The 16179-nt window shown below is 73.0% G+C and carries 17 protein-coding genes; 16 read left to right on the top strand and 1 reads right to left on the bottom strand.

Features of this window, described 5'->3' with window-relative positions:
- Positions 1 to 58 precede the first annotated feature (58 nt).
- The 9 genes from Sru01_RS19365 to Sru01_RS19325 all read left to right on the top strand — a co-directional run bounded on the left by Sru01_RS19365 (position 59) and on the right by Sru01_RS19325 (position 7163).
- Positions 59 to 1318: a beta-ketoacyl-[acyl-carrier-protein] synthase family protein gene (locus Sru01_RS19365; RefSeq protein WP_239137574.1), complete on the top strand. Its 1260-nt coding sequence runs from the start codon at positions 59 to 61 to the stop codon at positions 1316 to 1318.
- Positions 1311 to 2540 carry a ketosynthase chain-length factor gene (locus tag Sru01_RS19360; protein ID WP_203988362.1) on the top strand — a complete coding sequence of 410 codons (1230 nt, stop codon included), beginning with the start codon at positions 1311 to 1313 and terminating at the stop codon, positions 2538 to 2540. The genes Sru01_RS19365 and Sru01_RS19360 overlap by 8 nt, the downstream gene beginning before the upstream one ends.
- A 56-nt stretch (positions 2541 to 2596) precedes the next feature.
- Positions 2597 to 2848, top strand: a complete 252-nt coding sequence (locus tag Sru01_RS19355) for an acyl carrier protein (protein WP_203988361.1) — start codon at positions 2597 to 2599, stop codon at positions 2846 to 2848.
- A gap of 48 nt (positions 2849 to 2896) precedes the next feature.
- Positions 2897 to 3364, top strand: coding sequence for an SRPBCC family protein (locus tag Sru01_RS19350; protein ID WP_203988358.1), 468 nt, complete (start codon positions 2897 to 2899; stop codon positions 3362 to 3364).
- 36 nt (positions 3365 to 3400) lie between these two features.
- A complete protein-coding gene (locus Sru01_RS19345) occupies positions 3401 to 4054 on the top strand; it encodes an antibiotic biosynthesis monooxygenase family protein (RefSeq protein ID WP_203988356.1) in 654 nt (217 codons plus the stop codon).
- 87 nt (positions 4055 to 4141) lie between these two features.
- Positions 4142 to 4522 carry a SchA/CurD-like domain-containing protein gene (locus Sru01_RS19340; RefSeq protein ID WP_203988354.1) on the top strand — a complete coding sequence of 127 codons (381 nt, stop codon included), beginning with the start codon at positions 4142 to 4144 and terminating at the stop codon, positions 4520 to 4522.
- Positions 4519 to 5019: a winged helix DNA-binding protein gene (locus Sru01_RS19335; RefSeq protein ID WP_203988352.1), complete on the top strand. Its 501-nt coding sequence runs from the start codon at positions 4519 to 4521 to the stop codon at positions 5017 to 5019. Before Sru01_RS19340 ends, Sru01_RS19335 begins: the two co-directional genes overlap by 4 nt.
- 68 nt (positions 5020 to 5087) lie before the next feature.
- Entirely contained in the window at positions 5088 to 6101 is a 1014-nt protein-coding gene (locus tag Sru01_RS19330; protein ID WP_239137561.1) for a tyrosine-type recombinase/integrase, read from the top strand.
- 72 nt (positions 6102 to 6173) lie between these two features.
- The gene (locus Sru01_RS19325) at positions 6174 to 7163 is read left to right on the top strand and encodes a hypothetical protein (RefSeq protein ID WP_203988350.1); all 990 of its coding nucleotides are present in this window, start codon (positions 6174 to 6176) and stop codon (positions 7161 to 7163) included.
- A gap of 105 nt (positions 7164 to 7268) precedes the next feature.
- Here Sru01_RS19325 and Sru01_RS19320 read toward each other — a convergent pair whose 3' ends face one another.
- Positions 7269 to 8381 (bottom strand): serine hydrolase domain-containing protein, encoded by a 1113-nt coding sequence (locus Sru01_RS19320; RefSeq protein ID WP_203988348.1) that lies wholly within the window; start codon positions 8379 to 8381, stop codon positions 7269 to 7271.
- A gap of 222 nt (positions 8382 to 8603) precedes the next feature.
- Between Sru01_RS19320 and Sru01_RS19315 the strand changes: the two genes are divergently transcribed.
- The 7 genes from Sru01_RS19315 (at position 8604) to Sru01_RS19285 (ending at position 16072) form a co-directional block, all read left to right on the top strand.
- The gene (locus tag Sru01_RS19315; RefSeq protein WP_203988346.1) at positions 8604 to 9749 is read left to right on the top strand and encodes a sensor histidine kinase; all 1146 of its coding nucleotides are present in this window, start codon (positions 8604 to 8606) and stop codon (positions 9747 to 9749) included.
- Positions 9750 to 9765: 16 nt separating this feature from the next.
- Positions 9766 to 10431 (top strand): response regulator transcription factor, encoded by a 666-nt coding sequence (locus tag Sru01_RS19310; RefSeq protein WP_203988344.1) that lies wholly within the window; start codon positions 9766 to 9768, stop codon positions 10429 to 10431.
- A gap of 177 nt (positions 10432 to 10608) precedes the next feature.
- Positions 10609 to 11376: an ABC transporter ATP-binding protein gene (locus Sru01_RS19305; protein ID WP_203988342.1), complete on the top strand. Its 768-nt coding sequence runs from the start codon at positions 10609 to 10611 to the stop codon at positions 11374 to 11376.
- Positions 11361 to 13187 (top strand): hypothetical protein, encoded by a 1827-nt coding sequence (locus Sru01_RS19300; protein ID WP_203988340.1) that lies wholly within the window; start codon positions 11361 to 11363, stop codon positions 13185 to 13187. Before Sru01_RS19305 ends, Sru01_RS19300 begins: the two co-directional genes overlap by 16 nt.
- A 35-nt stretch (positions 13188 to 13222) precedes the next feature.
- Complete coding sequence (locus Sru01_RS19295; protein ID WP_203988338.1) at positions 13223 to 14431, top strand: sensor histidine kinase; 1209 nt, start codon at positions 13223 to 13225, stop codon at positions 14429 to 14431.
- A complete protein-coding gene (locus Sru01_RS19290; protein WP_203988336.1) occupies positions 14428 to 15048 on the top strand; it encodes a response regulator in 621 nt (206 codons plus the stop codon). The genes Sru01_RS19295 and Sru01_RS19290 overlap by 4 nt, the downstream gene beginning before the upstream one ends.
- Before the next feature lie 376 nt (positions 15049 to 15424).
- A complete protein-coding gene (locus tag Sru01_RS19285) occupies positions 15425 to 16072 on the top strand; it encodes a lysophospholipid acyltransferase family protein (RefSeq protein ID WP_239137560.1) in 648 nt (215 codons plus the stop codon).
- The last annotated feature ends 107 nt before the right edge of the window (positions 16073 to 16179 follow it).

The following is a 16179-nucleotide window of genomic DNA, read 5'->3' as shown; positions in this document are numbered from 1 at the left end:
CCGGCACCGGCCCGGCACCCCCCGCCCACGCCCCACCCGCCGCGGCCGCCGGGTCGTCATCACCGGAATCGGCGTCACCGCCCCCGGCGGCATCGGCACACCCGCCTTCTGGGACCTGCTCACCGCCGGACGCACCGCCACCCGCACCATCACCCTGTTCGACCCCACCGGCTTCCGCTCCCGCATCGCCGCCGAATGCGACTACGACCCCACCACCCACGGCCTCACCCCCCAGCAGATCCGCCGCATGGACCGCGCCGCCCAACTCGGCGTCACCGCCGCCCGCGAAGCACTCACCGACAGCGGCATCACCCACGACGCCATCCCCCCCGAACGCCGCGCCACCACCATCGGCAGCGCCGTCGGCTGCACCATGGGCCTGGAACAGGAATACCTCGTCCTCAGCGACCGCGGCCGCCACTGGCTCGTCGACCCCGACTACCGCGTCCCCCAGCTCTACGGCTACATGGCCCCCAGCACCATCGCCACCGAGATCGCCTGGACCGCCGACGCCCAAGGCCCCGCCGCCCTCATCTCCACCGGCTGCACCGCCGGCCTCGACGCCATCGGCCACGGATACCAACTCATCCGCGACGGCAGCGCCGACGCCGCCATCGCCGGCGCCACCGACGCCCCCATCTCCCCCATCACCGTCGCCTGCTTCGACGCCATCAAAGCCACCTCACCCGCCAACGACGACCCGCAGCACGCCTCACGCCCCTTCGACCTCGACCGCAACGGATTCGTCCTCGGCGAAGGCGCCGCCATCCTCATCCTCGAAGAACGCACCACCGCCCTGCGCCGCGACGCCCACATCTACGCCGAGATCGCCGGCTTCGCCACCCGCAGCAACGCCTACCACATGACCGGCCTCAAACCCGACGGCCGCGAAATGGCCGAAGCCATCCGCACCACCCTCCACCAGGCCCGCCTCGACCCCGCCGACATCCACTACATCAACGCCCACGGCTCCGGAACCCGCCAGAACGACCGCCACGAAACCGCCGCCTTCAAAGACGCCCTCGGCCACCACGCCTACACCACCCCCGTCAGCTCCATCAAATCCATGATCGGCCACTCCCTCGGCGCCATCGGCTCCATCGAAGCCGCCGCCTGCGCCCTGGCCATCACCCACAACGTCATCCCCCCCACCGCCAACCTCACCACCCCCGACCCCGAATGCGACCTCGACTACGTCCCCCGCACCGCCCGCACCGCCACCGTCGACACCGTCCTCACCGTCGGCAGCGGCTTCGGCGGCTTCCAGACCGCCATGCTCCTCACCCGACACCACCACCGAGGCGGCCACCATGACTGACCCCACCCGCCGCCCACTCATCACCGGCATCGGCATCACCGCCCCCAACGGCCTCGGCACCCAGGCCTACTGGTCGGCCACCCTCGACGGCAAAAGCGGCCTCGGCCGCATCACCCGCTTCGACGCCGACCGCTACCCCGTCCGCATCGCCGGCGAGGTCACCGAATTCGACGACACCGAACACGTCCCCAGCCGCCTGGCCGTCCAGACCGACCACTGGACCCACCTCGGCCTCACCGCCGCCGACATGGCCCTGCGCGACGCCGGCATCGACCCCGCCGCCCACCCCGAATACCAGATGGCCGTCGTCACCGCCAGCTCCTCCGGCGGCACCGAATTCGGCCAGCGCGAAATCGAAAAACTCTGGACCCGCGGCCCCTCATACGTCGGCGTCTACCAATCCATCGCCTGGTTCTACGCCGCCACCACCGGCCAGATCTCCATCCGCCACGGCATGCGCGGCCCCTGCGGCGTCATCTGCACCGAACAGGCCGGCGGCCTCGACGCCGCCGCCCACGCCCGCCGCCTGCTCACCACCGGCACCACCATGGTCGTCACCGGCGGCACCGACGCCTCCCTATGCCCCTACGGCCTGGTCGCCCAACTCTCCACCGGCCTGCTCAGCACCCGCGACGACCCCGAACGCGCCTACCTCCCCTTCGACACCGACGCCTGCGGCTACGTCCCCGGCGAAGGCGGCGCCATGCTCATCCTCGAACACCCCGCCACCGCCCGCGCCCGCGACGCCCACCCCTACGGCGCCATCGCCGGCTACGCCGCCACCTTCGACCCCCGCCCCCACCCCGGCCACCCCCCCACCACCAACCTCCACCGCACCATCACCCTCGCCCTCGACGACGCCCGCACCACCCCCGACCAGATCGACGTCGTCTTCGCCGACGCCCACGGCCACCCCGCCCACGACCGTGCCGAAGCCCAGGCCATCACCACCGTCTTCGGCCCGCACGCCGTCCCCGTCACCGCCCCCAAGACCATGACCGGACGCCTCTACGCCGGCGGCGCCGCACTCGACCTCGCCACCGCCCTCCTCGCCATCCGCGACGGCGTCATCCCCCCCACCACCGGCGTCCGCGCCGCCGACCCCGCCTGCGAGATCGACCTCGTCCGCGCCACCCCCCGCGACGGCCCCGTCCGCAACGCACTGATCATCGCCCGCGGCCACGGCGGATTCAACGCCGCCATGGTCGTCACCACCCCCTGACCACCATGACCCATCACGGCCCGCCCGACCCCGCCACACCACAACGGAGCACCACCATGACCACCTTCACCCTCGACGACATGCGACAGATCATGACCGGCTGCGCCGGCGTACCCGACAGCGTCGACCTCACCGGCGACATCGGCGACCTCACCTTCACCGACCTCGGCTACGACTCGCTCGCCGTCCTGGAAATGGCCGCCCGCATCCAGCAACGCCTCGACATCCCCATCCCCGACGACGCCGTCGGGGAGATGAAGACCCCGCAGGCCGCCGTCGACTACGTCAACCGCCGCCTCACCGGCTGACCGCCGACCCGCGCCGCCCACAGCCGCACCAAGCCAAGGAGCACCGTCATGGCAGGACACACCGACAACGAGATCATCATCGCCGCCCCCATGGACCTGGTCTGGAACATGACCAACGACGTCGAAGCATGGCCCGCCCTGTTCAGCGAATACGCCGCCACCGAGATCCTCGAACAGCGCGGCCCCACCATCCGCTTCCGCCTCACCATGCACCCCGACCCCGAAGGCAACCAGTGGAGCTGGGTCTCCGAACGCACCCCCGACCCGGCCACCCGCACCGTCCGCGCCCACCGCGTCGAACCCGGCTGGTTCAAGTACATGAACCTCTTCTGGGAGTACACCCAGGTCCCCGACGCCGTCCGGATGCGCTGGGTCCAGGACTTCGAGATGAAACCCGACGCCCCCCTCAGCGACAAGCAGATGACCAAACGCCTCAACGACAACACCGTCACCCAGATGAACCGCATCCGCCAGCTCGTCGAAGAGGCCGCCCGGCAGACACCCGCCCGCATGTGACACCACACCACCGCACCAGCACAGAAAAGAGAGGGCATGAACACCACCGACCGCGACCACCAGGCCCATTCCCGGCAGATCCACCGCGTCATGGTCACCATGCGCATCCACCCCGGAATGGAACGCGAATTCGAGAAGACCTGGCGCGACATCGCCACCACCATCGCCCGCCACCCCGCCAACCGCGGCCAGACCCTCGCCAAGAGCCCCGCCGACGGCGGCATCTACCACATCATCAGCGACTGGGAGAACGAGGAACGCTTCCACCAGTTCGAGCACAGCCCCGAACACGCCGCCAACCGCATGCGCCTGGACCCCTACCGCGACCCGGCCGGCACCAGCATGACCCCCATGACCATCCTCGAACGCCTCGACCACCGCCCCGCCCCCGGCCGCGTCCGCGTCGCGCTCTACCTCAACGAACCCGAAAGCGACAAAGGCTCCGTCGAGACCGCCTACCACCAGATCAGCACCACCCTCGCCGGCCGCCCCGGCCTGCGCGGCAACGAACTGCTCCGCTCGCTGCGCGACCCCCGCCGCTACGCCGTCCTCAGCGAATGGGACGACGTCCCCGCCTACCGCGAATGGGAACGCAGCCCCGAACACCTGCCCACCACCTCGCCGCTGGCCCGCTACCACGACAAGAGCCTCGGCATCTTCGGCTCCTACGAGGTGGTCGCCGCCTACTGACACCACCCGCCGCCTCCCCGGCCCGTCACCACCACGGCCCGGGGAGACGGCACGCACCGCCAGCCGCACCACCCAACGGAGGACCCGATGCCCTACGCCATGATCACGTTCCGCGTCCGGCCCGGACACGAGGACGAACTCGCCCAGGTGTTCGCCGACGCCCCCGCCCTGGAGTCACCCGTCGTCACCGACGAGCACGGCGACCAGACCGCCCGCCTCCTCGGCACCGGCGTCTTCGTCAAGGACGACGTGCTGGTCCGGCTGGTCCACTACGAAGGCGACTTCGCCGGCATCGCCCGCCACCTGGCCGCGCAGCGACACGTCCACGTCATCGAGGACCGCATCAAGCCCTACCTCGCCGACCCGCGCGCCACCGGCACCGCCGACGGCTTCGCCGCCTTCTTCCGCGACGCCACCATGCGCTGCCTCACCCAGTCCACCGGCCAGACCCATCCCACGCCGCTGTGAACCCGGCCGGCCCGACCCGCGACCCCGCGGCAGCCGCGCACGCCGCCGGCCGCGAGCCGGCCGGCGGCGACGTCGAGGTCCTGGAGGCCGTCCAGCGCGAGGCGGGCGCGCTGTTCGGCCAGGCCACCCGGCTGGTCGAGGCGCTCGCCGCCCGCGCCGGGCTGCGCCCGGCGCAGTTCCGCTGCCTGTGCGCGCTGTACCGGTACGGATCGCTGCCGCTTCCCCGGCTGGCCCGACTCGCCGGCCTGACCGAGCAGGCCGCCGCCCGGACCGCCGAAGACCTGCGCACCGCCGGGCATCCGCTGGTCGCCACCCACGACGGCCGCCGCACCGTCATCACCGTCGACCGGGCCGTGCACCGCTCGCGGATCGAGCCCGCCCTGCGCGAGCTCCGCGAGGCCTGGCATCCGCTCATCCGCGCCGGCTGTGATGATCTGCTGCTGGTGGCAGGTCTGGTGGGCGGCAGCCGAAGGCTGACGATTCTGGTCAATGGGTAGGTGAACAACCCAGCGCCTTTACAATGTAGATTTTTTATTTAGGGCGGGAGAGGCTTAAGATCGGACAGGTGGAACTGCCCGTGGTCCCGGTCTCCAGCCCGGGGGTCGTCGCACCGGCCGACGACCCCTATCTGGTCTACCTCGACGCCCTCACCAGTCCCGAGTCCCGCCGCACCATGCGCGGCTGCCTGGACCGCGTCGCCCGCGTCATCTCCGGGGACCAGGCCGCCACCGGTGCCGGGCAACCCTGGCACCTGCTGCGCTACGAGCACACCGTGCGGATCCGGGCGATCATCATCGAGCAGGGCTGGTCCCCCGCGCACGTCAACAAGCACCTGGTCGCGCTGCGCCGCGTGCTGCGCGAGGCCTGGCGGCTCGGCCTGATGACCGCCGAGGACTACCACCGGGCCACCGACCTGCCGCCGCTCGCGCACACCCGGCTGCCCGCCGGCCAGCACGTGCCGCCCGAGGTCGCCGGCGCCGCGCTGGCCGCCTGCGACCACGACGACTCCCCCGCCGGCGTCCGCGACGGCGCCCTGCTCGCCCTGCTCTACTCCACCGGCTGCCGCCGCGCCGAGGTCGCCGCGCTCGCGCTCGGCGACTACGATGTCGCCGCCCGGTCGCTGCGCGTCCGCGGCAAGCGCGACAAGGAACGGCTGGTCTACCTGACCGCCGAGGCGGTGGCCCGCACCGAGGCCTGGCTCGTCGTGCGCGGCCGCGCCCCCGGCGCGCTGTTCTGCCCGATCAGCCGAGCCGGCCGGCTGCGCGCCCCCGGCGGCACCCCGGCCGCGATGACCGGCCAGGCCGTCGCCGACATCGTCACCCGCCGCCTGGCCGCCGCCGGGGCGGCCCCGCGCACCCCGCACGACTTCCGCCGCACCTTCATCGGCGAGCTGCTGGACGCCGGGGTCGACCTGGCCACCACCCAGGCGCTGGCCGGCCACGCCTCCCCCGTCACCACCGCCCGCTACGACCGCCGCCCCGAGGCGCGCCGCCGCCAGGCCGTCGACCGGCTGCGCATGCCCGCCGCACGCCCCCTGCGCCCCGTCCCCGGCGCCCCCGCCGAACCCGGCCACCCTTGAGGACGGCCGCCGGGCCCTCGCAGCCGAGCGCGCCATGACCTCGACCCGCTCATCCGGCCACGGAGGTGCACCGTGAAGGTCGGCGAGGCGCGCGCCGTGGCGGCGCGCTGGGTGGCCGCGCACCGGGTCGCCGGCTTCGCCGGCGCCTACGTCAGCGGATCGGCCGCCTGGTCACCGGCCGGCGCCGAACTCGCGGCCACCTCCGACGTGGACATCGTGATCCTGGTGACCGGCGAGGTGCCGGACAAGATCGGCAAGCTCCGCCACCAGGGCGTGCTGCTGGACGTCGCCTACGCGCCGCTGGAACCGGCGGAGAACGTGCTGGCCTCGCCCGCCCTGGCCGCCGGGCTGAGCAGGGGCGTCATCCTGGCCGATCCGCACGGCTCGCTGGCCGCGCTGCACGCCACGGTGGCCGGGCGGTTCGCCCACCCGCGATGGGTCCGCGCCCGGTGCGCCGCGCTGGAGGACCGCATCGCCGCCCTGGACCGGCTCGACACCACCCGGCCGCTCGCCGAGCGGGTGCTGTCCTGGGTGTTCCCGGCCAGCCTGCCGGCTGTGGTCGTGCTGACGGCCGCCGGCGCCAACCCGACCGTCCGCCGCCGCTACGCGGCCGCCCGCGAGGTCCTGATCGGGTGCGGCGAGGCCGGATTCCACGAGGAACTGCTCGGCCTGCTCGGTTGCGCGGACCTGTCCGCCGCGCGCGTCACCACGCATCTGGACCGCCTGGCCGACGTCTACGACCACGTGTCCCGCGATCCGGCCGGGCCCTACGCGGGCGACCTCACCCCGCAGGCCCGCCGGATCTCCATCGACGGCACCCGCGACCTGGTCGAGCACGGCCTGCACCGGGAGGCGGTCTGGTGGATCGTGGTGACCCTCGCCCGATGCCTGACCTCCGCTCCGCACCGCGCCGGCGTGCTGGGCGAGCTGCTCGACGACCTGGGCGCCGGCACCCCGGCGGCGATGCGGCACCGGGCCCGGGCCGCGGTGGCCGCCCTGCCGAGGCTCCGGCTCATGCGCGAGGCGCTCATGCGCCGCCCCTGCCCCGGCCCGGCACCCTGACCGCCGGCGGACCCTTCCGCGGGCCCCGACCGGCGTCCGGCCCGAATCGATGCGCCTGGCCATCACCGGCCGACACCGGTCCTGCGCCGCCGCCGCGGCCCCGGGTCATCCGGCCCGGGTCGCGCAGAGCGCGTGGTCGATCAGGGCCGCGGACGCCTTGGCCTGGGGAGTCGGGTCCTGACCCGGTTCGAGGGTGCTCGCGATGGCCACCGTCACCGCGTGGCGGCCATCGGGCGTGACGGCGTTGTCGGTGATGGCGTTCCACCACCCGCCTCCGTGGAACCAGACCCACCCGCCGCACGGCAGCCGGCGCTTCATCAGCCCCAGCCCATAGCCCGGCTCGTCCCAGATGGCGGCGTAAGGCGTGGCGGGCTCGGTCGTCTCCATCTGCCTCAGCTGCGCCGCCTTCAGCAGCCGGCCGCCCAGGAGCGCGCCGAAGAACCGGTTGACGTCCCTGGGCGTACTGATGATCGAGGCATCGGCGTGGCCGGCGGTGAAGGTGGACACGTCGACCGGCGGGCCGCCCGGCCGCAGCCGCCGGTACGCGGCCAGCCGGGGGGAGGGCAGGTCGGCGGAGGTACCGGGGATGACGGTGCCGGTCAGCCCCAGCGGCTCGACGAGTCGCTCGTGCACCGCCTGCTGCCAGGGCGCGCCGGTGACCTTCTCGATGATCATCCCGGCCAGCACGTAGTTGGTGTTGGAGTAGCCCCACCCCTTTCCGGGCGCGAACATGGGCCGATGCCGCACGGCCATGGCGATCAGTTGTTCGGGCCGGTAGGCGTGGAAGCGCTCGCGCCTGAAGTCCTCGGCGGTGGTGGCGCGCTCCATCGGTGTCTCGTACTCGGGCAGCCCGCTGGTGTGCCCGAGCAGCTGCCGGACCGTGATCTCCCGGCCGTCGTTGCCGTTCCCGGCCACCAGTCCCGGCAGCCACCGGTCCACGGTGTCGGCCAGGCCGATCTTGCCCTCTCCCACCAGCTGCAGGACGACGGTCGCGACGAACGTCTTGGTCGTACTGGCGATCCGGTGCCGGGCGTTCCACGGAACAGGCCGCCCGGTGGCAGGATCGGCGACCCCCGCACGCACCGCCAGGGGACGCCCGGAGACGCTCGATTCGGCGAGCACCCCGCTGGCCCCGGTGGCGCGCAACGCGTTCACGTCGCGCTGAAGGGCGGCGGCGTGATCATCGGGCGCCGCCACGGCGACGGCCACCGAGGGCATGCAGGCTCCCGCCAGGACGGCGGCGCCGATGACCATCGTCCGGCGACGCCTCTTCACAGTTCGGGCGCGACGGCCACGTGTCAGGTTCATGGCCCGGAACGCTATGGTCGTGGGCCGTCCGGCGCGATACAGCCGGCCACCCTACGCCGGTACAGCCAGCTGTAGTGCCGGCCGTGGACCGATCGGGTGGAATGAACCGACCGGCGTCGTGAGGAGGCGTGCATGCGTGGCCGTAGGTTCTCCGGCTCGGCCTACCTGCTGGGCACCCTGGCCACCGCCGTGGTCACGGTGCTCGCCTCACCGGTGCTGCTCGCGCCGCCTGTGGGGCGAGGCTGGGCCGAGTGGCACCGCGGGCGGGCCGGCGGCCTGCTCGGCGTCCAGGCCGTCCAGGCCGCCGGCCGACCGGCGGGACGGCGGGATCTCGCCTGGGCGCTCGCGCACGTCACCGCCGGGTTGCCGCTCGGGCTGGCCGCGCTGATGTGCCTGGGCAACCTGCTGGTCGCCCTGATCGCGCTCCCGCTCTGGTGGGCGTTTCCCGCCGGCGCGCGTCCCACCTTGTTCTCGTTCTTCGGCGTCCGGGTGGACGATTGGGCGACCGCGCTGGCCGGCGGCTCGGTCCAGATCGCCGTCCTCGGCGCGGTGGCCTGGTGGGTGCTGCCGGTGCTGGCCCGGCTGCACGCGCGGCTGTGCCTGGCGGTGCTGGCCCCCTCGGCCCGCGAGCGGCTCACCGAGCGGGTCGACGTCCTCACCAGAAGCCGGGTGGGAGTGGTCGACGCCCACGGCGCGGAGCTCCGGCGGATCGAACGCGACCTGCACGACGGGACGCAGGCGCGGCTGGTGAGCATCGCCATGAACCTGGGCCTGGCCCGCGAGTCGCTCGCCGACGGCCCGGGAACGGTGGCGGCGGCGACGCTGCTGCGGCAGGCGCACGAGACGGCCGAGGAAGCGATGGTGGAGCTCCGCTCGGTACTCCAGACGATCTACCCGCCGATCCTCGCCGACCGCGGACTCGATGGCGCCCTGACGGCGCTGGCCACCCGGGCGAGTGTGCCGATCCGCATGCAACTCGCCCGGCTGGGCGCCCTCCCGGCGGCCGTGCAGGCGGTGGCCTACTACGTGATAGCCGAGGCGCTCACGAACGTGACCAGGCACGCCGCCGCCACCCGGGCGGGCCTGCGCGTCGAACGCGCCGGTGACGTGCTCACCATCGAGGTCACCGATGACGGCCGGGGCGGCGCCGACCCCGCGGCCGGCACCGGAATCACCGGGATACACCGGCGGGTCGCCGCGCTGGACGGGTCCGTCCGGCTCGACAGCCCGCCGGGCGGTCCCACCACCCTCACCGTGCGGATACCGTGCCAACAATGATCGTGCGGGAGGTCCGGTGCGGGTCGTGATCGCCGAAGACAATATCTTGCTGTCCAGCGGTCTGGAGCTGCTGCTGGCGGCGAAGGGCTGCGATGTCGTGGCGACCGCCCGCGACGGCGAGGCGTTCGGCCAGGCCGTCGCCGAAGCCCGTCCCGACATCGCCATCGTCGACGTCCGGCTGCCACCGTCGTTCCGCGACGAGGGAATACACGCCGCGCTGCGCGCCCGGCGGGAGCACGGCCCGCTGCCGATCCTGGTGCTCTCGCAGTACGTCGAGTGCGAGTACGCCGGCGAGCTCCTGTCCGACGGCCGCGGCGGCATCGGCTACCTCCTCAAGGACCGCATCGGCCGGGTCGCCGAGTTCATCGACGCCCTGCGCCGCGTCGCGGCCGGCGGCACCGCCATGGACCCCGAGGTGGTCGCCCAGCTCCTCGCGCGCCGCGCCGGCGATCCGCTGGACACCCTCACTCCCCGCGAGCGGGAGTCACTGGCTCTCATGGCGCAGGGCCACGACAACGCCACCATCGCCGAGCACATGCGCATCTCCCACAATGCCGTCCACAAGCACATCGGCAACATCTTCGCCAAGCTCGGGCTGGCCGCGGACGACTCCGGCCACCGCCGGGTGCGGGCGGTGCTCGCCTACCTGGACCGCCCCCCGCGGTCGTCCGGACCGCGCTGATCAGCGGCTCGGAGGCCGGTCGGCGCGGGTCATGAAGATCGGAGAGGCACCGGCGGCGGTCGCTGGACGGCGGGTCACGGCTCACCGGCATCAACCGATCGGCTGATGCCGCAATCCACCATCCCGCCGCCCGGCCGGACGATCCGCCACCCCCCGCCCGCAAGGAATGCTCAAGGCATGCCAACCCACCGAGAGCCCGCCCTGCGCACCACCGGGCTCCGCAAAGCCTTCGGCGAGCACCTGGCCGCCGACGATATCCACCTCACCGTTCCCGCCGGCTCCTTCTACGGACTGGTCGGCCCGAACGGCGCCGGCAAGACCACCACGCTGGCGATGGCCGTCGGCCTGCTGCGCCCGGACGCCGGCCGCGCCGAGATCTTCGGCGTCGACGTCTGGCGGGACACCGTCCGCGCCAAGGAGCTGATCGGCGTGCTGCCCGACGGCAACGCCATGCCCGAACGGCTCACCGGGCGCGAGGTCCTCACCTACCTGGGCCTGCTGCGCGGCCTGCCGCCCGTCGTCGTCACCGAGCGCGCCGACGAGCTTCTGCGGATCCTGGAACTCGACTCCGCCGAGCGGACCCTGGTGATCGAATACTCCACCGGCATGCGCAAGAAGATCGGCCTGGCCGTCGCCCTGCTGCACGCGCCCCGCCTGCTGGTCCTGGACGAGCCCTTCGAGGCCGTCGACCCCGTCTCGGCGGCCACCATCCGCGCCATCCTGCGCAGGTTCGCGGCCGGCGGCGGCTCGGTGATCATCTCCAGCCACGTGATGACGCTCGTCGAGCAGATCTGCGACCACGTGGGCGTCATCTCCGGCGGGCGCGTCGTCGCCGCCGGCCCGCTGGCCGAGGTACGCGGCACCGCGACCCTGGAGGACGCCTTCGTCGACCTCGTCGGTGCCCGCACCGGCGGAACGGAGGGGCTGGCATGGCTCACCTCCTGACCCCCGGACCGGCCGCCCTGGCCCACCACATGATCCGCATGCGGCTGGCGCTCACGCGCAACTCGCTGCGCGGCGACAAGGCCACGAACCTCTACATCGGCGCCACCCTCGGACTGGCCCTGGCCCTCGGCACGATCGCCGTCGCCGTCCGGTGGCCCGCCCACCTGCCGCTCACCCTGGCCGGATGGCTCGCCGGCTGGATCTTCGGCCCCATCTTCATCGGCGGTGGCAACGAGGCCCTGCGCCCCGAATACCTCTCCATGCTCCCGCTCGCATCCCGCCGGATCGCGGCGGCGCTGCTCGCCGGAGCCTTCGCCGGTCCCGCACCCCTGGTCAACCTCATCGCGCTGCTGTCCCTGCCGGTGTACGGCCTGCGCTTCGGCCCGGCCGGCGTCCTCATCGGCCTGGTGGCGGCCCTCACCACGCTCGTCACCATGGTGATGATCTCCCGGGTCATCGTGGCGCTCATCGGGCTGTACGTCAGGTCCCGCGCCACCGCGGCCGCCGTCGGGATCGCGACCGGCACCGCCATCGCCCTGTGCAGCAACGGCTGGGCACCCGTCGTGGCGCTGGGCGGCACCGGCCCCACCGCCTGGTCGGAGATCTTCGTCCGCGTCCTGCCCTCCGGATGGGGCGTGGCCGCCGTCGAGGCCTCCTGGCCGGCGGCCCTGCTGATCCTTCTCGCCGCCGCCGGCGTGATCGCCCTGCTCCTGGTCGCCTGGGCCGGGCTGCTGTCGCGGCGCGTCGTGTCGGCCGCCCGCGGCGGTGTGCCGGTCCGGCGCGGTGGCCCCCGGCCCTTCCCGCTGACCGGCGGCGCCCGCGTCGCCGCCGCCAAGGAACTGCGCGCCTGGTGGCGCGACCTGGTGCGCATCCAGCTCCTCGCCACCGCCTTCTCCTACGCCATCGTCACCCCCCTGCTGCTCGTCACCATCGGCGTCTGGGCGCTGGTGCCCTTCACCGGGCTCGTCGCGATCGTGATGGCCACCGCGTCCGCGGCCAACCTCTACGGCGCCGACGGGACCGCCCTGTGGCTGACCCTCATGACCCCCGGAGCCGAACGCGCCGACGTGCGCGGCCGCCAGCTGGCCTGGCTCCTCATCGTCGGGCCCGCCGCCGTCGTCCTGTCCCTGGCGGGCACCCTGGCCGGCGGCCAGACCTGGGCCTGGCCGTGGGTGCTCGGCCTGCTGCCCGCCCTCCTCGGCGGCGGAGCCGGGGTCGTCGTCCTGCTCGCCGTCACCTCGCTCGTCCCCGGCACCGACCCGCACAAGCGCGGCGGCAACCCGCTCAGCACCGGCGCCGACGAGACCGCCGAGACGAGCCTCGCCTGGCTCGTGCTCCTCGCCGTCCCCGCCACCGCCCTCCCCGCGGCCGGCGCCGTCCTGCTGCACCCCTGGGCCGGCCTCGCCACCGGTGTGCTGACCGGTCTCCTCTGCGCCTGGGGTTTCGGCAGGATCGCCTACCGCAGGCTCCAGGAGCGCGGGATCGAGCTGCTCAACCTCATGAAGCACGGCCCCGCCCCGCGGGCGAAGGCGAGCAAGCCCACCACCGCCGACCTCCCCCTCCGGCACCGGATCGGCGTCACGATCGGCTACACCATCGCCTGGCTTCCCCTGTTCCCCCAGGGAATCGTGCCCATGGTCATGAAGATCCTCGGCATCGACAACCGGCTGTGGTTCCTCGCCCTGCACCTCCCGCCGATCTGGCAGTGGCCGACCATCATCTTCATGATCGCCCTTGGGCTGCTCATGTACGGCTACGCCACCCTGATCCCCATGCGCCTAAGCTCGTCCTCATCGGCCACCGCCAGGTGAGACCACGCCTGCCCGACAGGAGGCGCACCGCCCGGATGAACGATCCCTTCCCGCCCTCCACCTGGGAACGGCGCTTCGAGTACCTCGTCAAGATCGTCCCGGCCGTCACCCTGGCCGCCTCCCTCGTCATCAGCCTGGCCTCCCCCGACCGGCCCGAAGGCGGGACCTCCCGCACCCTGGCGCTCACCGCCCTGGCCGTCGCGTGGATTCTCGGCGCCGGGATGCTCCTTCGCACCGCCGGGCGCCGGCGGAGGGCCGCCGTCACCGTGCACTTCGCCGGTGTCCTGGCCACCGCCGCGCTGCTGGCCTTCCACGACCCGATCTTCATCATCTACTGCATCTCCGGCTTCTTCCTCGCCGCCGACTTCGCCCCGTCCAGGTGGACCTTCGCCGCCGTGGCCGCCACTTCCGTCGTCCTGTACGGATCGACCCTCGACTGGGCCCAGGCCACGCCTCAGCTCCTCGCCTTCCATCTGGCGATCATCGCCGTGCAGACCATCGCCATCGGTGGCGGCCAGATCGCCGGGGTCCGGATCGAGGACAGGCAGCGTAAATACCGCAAGGCGGTCAGCGACCTGCAGGCCGCCCTGGAGGAGAACGCCGGCCTGCACGCCCAGCTCCTCGCCCAGGCCCACCAGGCCGGCATCCTCGACGAACGCGGGCGCATGGCACGTGAGATCCACGACACCCTCGCCCAGGGCCTCACCGGCATCATCACCCAGCTGCGAGCCGCCCAGCGCGTCGCGGACTCCGGCGCCCACGTCGAGCTCGCGCTCGGCCTCGCCCAAGACAGCCTCACCGAGGCCCGCCGCTCCGTCGCCGCCCTCCAACCCCACCAGCTCCAGGACGCCCACCTCCCCGAGGCCATGGCCACCCTGGCGCGCGACTGGACCCGGACCACCGGCGTCGACCTTCACGTGGAGGTGACCGGCGACCGCGTGCCGCTCAGCCCCGCCATCGAGGTCACCCTCTTCCGGGTCGCCCAGGAGGCCCTCGCCAACGTGGCCAAGCACGCGGGTGCCACCCGCGCCGGGCTCACCCTCTCCTACACCGGTCCGGTCGTCCTGCTCGACATCCGCGACGACGGCACCGGCATCCACCATCTCAACGGAAAAGGATTCGGCCTCAACAGCATGAGACAACGGCTGCGCGGCGTCGGGGGCTCCCTGGAGATCGAGAGCACGCCCGGCGAAGGCACCGCCGTCAGCGCCACCGTCCCCGCACTCCAAGGGAACCCCCGATGATCCGCCTCCTCATCGTCGACGACCACCCCATCGTCCGCGACGGCCTGCGCGCCGCCTTCGACGCCGAACCCGACATCGAGGTCGCCGGCGAGGCCGCCAACGGCCGGGAAGGCATCGACCTCGCCGCCACCATCGAGGTGGACATCGTCCTCATGGACCTGCGCATGCCCGAGATGGACGGGGTCAGCGCCATCACCGCCCTGCGCCGCTCCCACCCGCACATCAAGACCCTCGTGCTGACCACCTTCGACGGCGACTCCGACGTCCTGCCCGCCATCGAGGCCGGCGCCACCGGCTACCTCCTCAAAGACGCCCCCACCGACGAACTCCTGCGCGCCGTCCGCGCCGCGGCCGCCGGCGCACCGGTCCTGTCCCCCTCGGTCGCCGGCCGGCTGATGGGCCAGGTACGCCGGCCGGCCAAGGCCGCCCTCACCGACCGCGAGCTGCAGGTCCTCACCCTCGTCGCCGACGGCGCCTCCAACCGCCAGGCGGCCGCCAGACTCTTCATCAGCGAGGCCAGCATCAAGACCCACCTGCTGCACATCTACGACAAGCTCGGGGTCCGCGACCGCGCCGCCGCCGTCGGCGAGGGATACCGCCGAGGCCTGCTCGGCTAGAGCCGGCACCGGGTGGGCGGCCATGGTGACGACCGGGCGGCCGGCCGGCGGCCCCCTTCCGGGGCACGCCGCACCCCTGTCCGGGGCCCGGATGGAACATCCGGGCCCCGGCGTGGGTTAGGCTCGGTGTGCCGATGTGGTTTGTGTCCCCCGGGCCGCAATCACCGCCTTCACGGAATACCGTTCGGCTGGAGCCGTGTTGTGCCTCTCGCCGAGGAGGCGACCGCCACATCGGCCTTGACGAAGCGACCCGCGAGCACGCCTCGCGGGTCGCTTCGTCGATATGCCGCCTGACCCTTCCTTGAAGCGGCGCACCACCGCGGTCCCGCCTGCGGCGGTATCGTTGACCTTGGTCGTTCGCACATCGGGAGAGTCCGTGCTGTACCGAATCACCAAACTGATCAGCAGTCCCTTCGTCCGGCTGCTGTGGCGACCGGAGCTGACCGGCGCCGAGCACGTGCCCGCCACCGGGCCGGCGCTGCTGGCCTCCAACCACCTGTCGGTGCTGGACTCGATGTTCCTGCCGCAGATGCTCCCCCGCCAGGTGACCTTCGTCGCGAAGACCGAGTACTTCACCGGCAACCGGCTGACCTCCTTCTTCATGCGCGCCACCGGGCAGGTCGAGATCGACCGCGACAGCGCCCGGGCCGCGCAGGCCATGCTGGACGCGGCCGCCGGCGTGCTCCGGGCCGGCGGGCTGTTCGGCATCTACCCCGAAGGCACCCGCTCCCCCGACGGCCGGCTGTACCGCGGCAAGATCGGCGTCGCCTGGCTGGCACTGACCACCGGCGCGCCGGTGCTCCCGGTCGCGATGATCAACACCGACCGCGTGCTGCCGCGCGGCGCCACCATCCCCCGGATCGCCAAGATCGGGATCCGGATCGGCAAGCCGATGACCTTCACCGGCGATCCGGGACGCGCGGCCGACCGGCGAGCGGTCACCGACGAGGTCATGCAGGCGATCCAGGCCCTGTCCGGCCAGGAGTACGTGCCGAGCTACGCCCCCGGCCGCCGGGCGGCCTGAACGGGCCCGCCGGAGCGCCCGCCGCCCGCTCGCGGCCCACGCTAGGCTCAAGACCACGTCAAGACACCGGGGGGTGATGGCGTGGCCCGGGGCCGCACCATCGTGAT

The sequence above is a fragment of the Sphaerisporangium rufum genome (assembly GCF_016863395.1).
Classification (GTDB): domain Bacteria; phylum Actinomycetota; class Actinomycetes; order Streptosporangiales; family Streptosporangiaceae; genus Sphaerisporangium; species Sphaerisporangium rufum.
Note: the sequence above shows the minus strand (reverse complement) of the source record. Positions and strands in the feature narration are given on the sequence as shown.

What these genes read in the sequence shown, in the direction of transcription:
- Sru01_RS19340 (WP_203988354.1), top strand. Translation starts at nt 4,142, where the DNA reads ATGCCCTACGCCATGATCACGTTCCGCGTCCGGCCCGGACACGAGGAC.
- Sru01_RS19355 (WP_203988361.1), top strand. Translation starts at nt 2,597, where the DNA reads ATGACCACCTTCACCCTCGACGACATGCGACAGATCATGACCGGCTGC.
- Sru01_RS19315 (WP_203988346.1), top strand. Translation starts at nt 8,604, where the DNA reads ATGCGTGGCCGTAGGTTCTCCGGCTCGGCCTACCTGCTGGGCACCCTG.
- Sru01_RS19300 (WP_203988340.1), top strand. Translation starts at nt 11,361, where the DNA reads ATGGCTCACCTCCTGACCCCCGGACCGGCCGCCCTGGCCCACCACATG.
- Sru01_RS19360 (WP_203988362.1), top strand. Translation starts at nt 1,311, where the DNA reads ATGACTGACCCCACCCGCCGCCCACTCATCACCGGCATCGGCATCACC.
- Sru01_RS19305 (WP_203988342.1), top strand. Translation starts at nt 10,609, where the DNA reads ATGCCAACCCACCGAGAGCCCGCCCTGCGCACCACCGGGCTCCGCAAA.
- Sru01_RS19350 (WP_203988358.1), top strand. Translation starts at nt 2,897, where the DNA reads ATGGCAGGACACACCGACAACGAGATCATCATCGCCGCCCCCATGGAC.
- Sru01_RS19320 (WP_203988348.1), bottom strand. Translation starts at nt 8,381, where the DNA reads ATGCCCTCGGTGGCCGTCGCCGTGGCGGCGCCCGATGATCACGCCGCC.
- Sru01_RS19290 (WP_203988336.1), top strand. Translation starts at nt 14,428, where the DNA reads ATGATCCGCCTCCTCATCGTCGACGACCACCCCATCGTCCGCGACGGC.
- Sru01_RS19345 (WP_203988356.1), top strand. Translation starts at nt 3,401, where the DNA reads ATGAACACCACCGACCGCGACCACCAGGCCCATTCCCGGCAGATCCAC.
- Sru01_RS19295 (WP_203988338.1), top strand. Translation starts at nt 13,223, where the DNA reads ATGAACGATCCCTTCCCGCCCTCCACCTGGGAACGGCGCTTCGAGTAC.